Genomic DNA, 3,957 nt, shown 5'->3' on the forward strand with positions numbered 1-3,957 from the left:
AGGCCGCCGAGCCGCAGCACGTCGGCGTAGCGCCCGCCGACGCCCTCGCTCACCGCGGCGTCGTGGTTGCCGGCGATCCAGACCCAGTCGCGGCCCTGCTGCAGCGCCGCGACCATCGCCCGGTCGCCCGGCTCCATCCGCTCCGGCCCGCGCGCGTCGTGGAAGCTGTCGCCGAGCGCCACGATGCAGGCCGGGTCGAAGCGGGCTACGGCCTCGTGCAGGCAGGCCAGGGTCTCGCGGGTGTCGTAGGGCGGCAGGAACTGGCCGGTGCGGGCCGCATACGCCGAGCCCTTCTCCAGGTGGAGATCGGACACGATCAGGGTGCGGTGCGCGGGCGCCCACAGGCCGCCGCACAAATCGAGGGTGAGAACCTCGCCGGCGAGCGTCAGGCCGGGGGATTTTTGAGTCTTCTCGAGTCTCAGGCCGAGCGCCAAGATGGTGTCCTCGTCGGTGGGGAAGGGGGCCGTCACCCCAGCGCCTCTTCGAGAAGCTGGGCCTCGGCCTCGGCCAGGATCTCGTCGGCGCCCTCGCCGTAGACCCGTTCCCGCCCGATCTCCAGCATCACGGAGACCGAAAGCGGCGAGACGCGGTCGAGGGCCTTGTGGGTGATTCGCCCCTGGATGCGCTCCAACATCATGCCGAGCCGCCTCACGTCGAGGAGTCCGGTTGCCGCATCCTGGCGCGCGGCGCGCATCAGCAGGTGGTCGGGCTGGTGCTTGCGCAGCACGTCGTAGATCAGGTCGGTGGAGATCGTCACCTGCCGCCCGGTCTTCTTCAGCCCGGGATGGCGGCGCTCGATCAGCCCGGCGATGACCGCGCATTGGCGGAAGGTGCGCTTCATCATCGAGGATTCGTCGAGCCAGGCTTCGAGGTCGTCGCCGAGCATGTCCTGCGCGAACAGGTCTTCGAGGAAGCGGGGCTCCAGCGCGATCCGCTCGGAGAGGTCGCGGGTCATGAAGATCGCGATGCCGTAATCGTTGGCGGCGAAGCCCAGCGGCCGCAGGCGGGCGCGCTCCAGCCGCCGTGTCAGCAGCATGCCGAGCGTCTGGTGCGCGAGCCGGCCCTCGAACGGGAAGGCCGTGAGGTAGTGGCGCCCCGCGCGCGGGAAGGTCTCGACCAGGAGGTCGCGCTCGCCCGGCAGCAGCGACCGGCTGCGCTGGAGCAGCAGGTAGTCGGCGACCTGCCGCGGCAGCCGGTCCCATTCGAACGGGTCGGCGATGATCGCGCGCACGCGCGCAGCGAGGTAGGTCGAGAGCGGGAACTTCGAGCCGGCATAGGAGGGGATCGCCGGGTCGGTGCCGGGCCCGGCGCGGGTGGCCATCGCCTCGTCCTCGGCCAAGCCCTCGAAACGGAGCACCTCGCCGGCGAACAGGAAGGTGTCGCCCGGCGTCAGGGTGTCGGCGAAATCCTCCTCGATCTCGCCGAGCACCCGGCCGGTCTTCGGCAGCACCGTGCCGGGCTTGCCGCGCAGCGAGCGGGCGAGCCGGACCTTCACCTTCGCCGCCTCGACGATGGTGCCGACGTTCATCCGGTAAGCTTGCGCGACGCGCGCGTCGCGCACCCGCCACAAGCCGTCCGGCCCGCGCAGGATCTTGGCGAAGCGCTCGTAGGCGCGCATTGCGTAGCCGCCGGTGGCGACGTAGTCGACGACCGCCTCGAAATCCTCCCAGGACAGGGTCGCGTAGGGGGCGGCCGAGATCACCTCGTCGTAGAGCGCCACCGGGTCGAACGCGTCGGCGCAGGCCATGCCGAGCACGTGCTGGGCGAGCACGTCCGGCGCGCCGAGGCGGGCGTCGGGCGTGTCCTGCGCCGCCTCCTCGACGGCATCGAGCGCCGCACGGCATTCGAGGATCTCGAAGCGGTTGCCGGGGACGAGGTAGGCCTTCGACGGCTCGTCCATGCGGTGGTTGGCGCGCCCGATCCGCTGCATGATCCGGCTCGCGCCCTTCGGCGCGCCGACGTTGATCACGAGGTCGACGTCGCCCCAGTCGATGCCGAGGTCGAGCGTCGCGGTGCAGACGATGGCGCGAAGCGAGCCCGCCGCCATCGCCGCCTCGACGCGGCGGCGCTGGGTGGCGTCGAGCGAGCCGTGGTGGAGGGCGATCGGCAGCACGTCGTCGTTGAGGCGCCACAGCTCCTGGAAGGTGTACTCCGCCTGGAGACGGGTGTTGACGAAGACAAGCACCGTGCGGTGCGCCCGGATCAGGTCGTAGATCGCCGGCATGGAATGCCAGGCCGTGTGCCCGGCGAGCGGCAGGGTCTTGCCGTTGTCGAGCAGGTGCAGGTTCGGCGCCGCCCCGCCGCGCACGACGACGAGGTCGGCCATGGGGCTCGACGCGCTCCCTCTCCCAGGGGGAGAGGGTTGGGGTGAGGGGCGTGCCGTATCCGGAGGGGCCACGCCCCTCATCCTGTCCTTCTCCCCCTGGGAGAAGGGACCTGCGCCGTCACCGGTATCCGGGTCCGATTCGGAGAGCGCGTTCTGCGGCACGAGATACTGCCGCAGCGCGTCCGGCTCGCGCACCGTCGCCGACAGGCCGATCGCGGCGAGGCCGGGGCTGAGCCGGTGCAGGCGGGCCAGCGCGAGCGACAGCAGGTCGCCGCGCTTCGAGGTGACCAGGGCGTGGAGCTCGTCCAGCACCACGCAGCGCAACTGGGAGAAGAAGTCCGCCGCCTCGCGGTGCGCGATGAGGAGGGCGAGCTGCTCCGGCGTGGTGAGCAGGATGTCCGGCGGGCGCTCGATCTGGCGGGTGCGCTTGTGCGCCGGGGTGTCGCCGGTGCGGGTCTCGATCCGCAGCGACAGGCCGATGCCCTCCACCGGTGCCTCGAGGTTGCGCGCGATGTCGACCGCAAGCGCCTTCAGCGGCGAGATGTAGAGCGTGTGGAGTTTTCGCTCGGACGGCTTCGCCCGGCTCTCCGACAGGGCGACGAGGCTCGGCAGGAAGCCGGCGAGCGTCTTGCCGGCGCCGGTCGGGGCCACGAGCAGCGCCGAGCGGCCGGCGCCCGCGATGCGCAGCAACTCGATCTGGTGCGTCCGCGGCGTCCAACCCCGCGCGGAAAACCACGCGGCGAAGGCCGGCGGCAGGACGCCCGGGTCGGCCGTTTTCCCAGGCCCCTTGCGCCCGCTCAGGCGAGCGCCATCAGGAAGCGGTCGATCAGCTCCAGCGCCCGCTCGGACATCGCGCCGGGATAGCGGATGAAGACGTGGCAGCCACCGGCATAGACCGCCGTGTGGCCGCCGTTGCCGGCCGCGGCCCAGCGGCCGGACATGTAGAGCGTGTCGTCGAGCAGCGGGTCGCAGGTGCCGACCGTGAATAGCGCCGGCGGCAAGCCCTTGAGGTCGGCGTAGATCGGCGAGACGTCCGGCCGGCGCCGGTCGATGCCGTCGCGGACGTAGCCGTTGGCGAAGGCGGTCAGGTCGGTGGTGTTGCAGACGAGGCGCTCGTCGCCCCAGTTGCGCACCGACGGGGTCAGCCCGAGGTCGAAGAAGCCGGCGTTGAGGTTCGCGCCGCGGAAGGCGCGCGGCAGCGCGTGCCGGTCGCGCAGGCGCAGCAGCACCATCACCGCGAGGTGCGCCCCGACCGATTCGCCGCCGATCGTCAGCGCCGTGACGCCGAACTCGGCCTTGCCCGGCCCCGCGAGCCAGAGCGCGGCCGCCTCGCAATCGAGGAGGGCGGCCGGATAGGGATGCTCGGGGGCGAGGCGGTAATCGACCGAGAGGCAGATGAAGCCGCAGGTGTCGGCGATCCGCTCCAGCCACGGGTCCTGCTCGTCGGCCGAGCCCCAGACCCAGCCGCCGCGATGGATGTGCAGGTAGGCTCCGCGCAATTTCACGCCGGCCCGCGGGCGGATCACCCGGAGATCGAGAGGGCCGCCGGGGCCCTCGATCGTCATCGTCTCGGCGCGGGTGCTGCGCGGCATCGCCGGCGAGGCGGGCGTGCCGGCGATGCCGCGCAGCAC

At 72.0% G+C, this 3,957-nt stretch carries 3 protein-coding genes; all 3 read right to left on the bottom strand.

The window, feature by feature from the left end:
- Window positions 1-434 (bottom strand): metallophosphoesterase (locus FV222_RS19410; protein WP_187277386.1); only part of this gene is annotated, 434 nt, incomplete at its 3' end.
- Window positions 435-466: 32 nt separating this feature from the next.
- Entirely contained in the window at window positions 467-3,082 is a 2,616-nt protein-coding gene (locus tag FV222_RS19415) for a ligase-associated DNA damage response DEXH box helicase (RefSeq protein ID WP_187277387.1), read from the bottom strand.
- A gap of 41 nt (window positions 3,083-3,123) precedes the next feature.
- Window positions 3,124-3,957: alpha/beta hydrolase (locus FV222_RS19420; protein ID WP_147815424.1), on the bottom strand; the 834-nt coding region annotated here is incomplete at its 5' end.

The organism is Methylobacterium sp. WL103 (assembly GCF_008039885.1).
GTDB classification, from domain to species: Bacteria; Pseudomonadota; Alphaproteobacteria; order Rhizobiales; family Beijerinckiaceae; genus Methylobacterium; species Methylobacterium cerastii.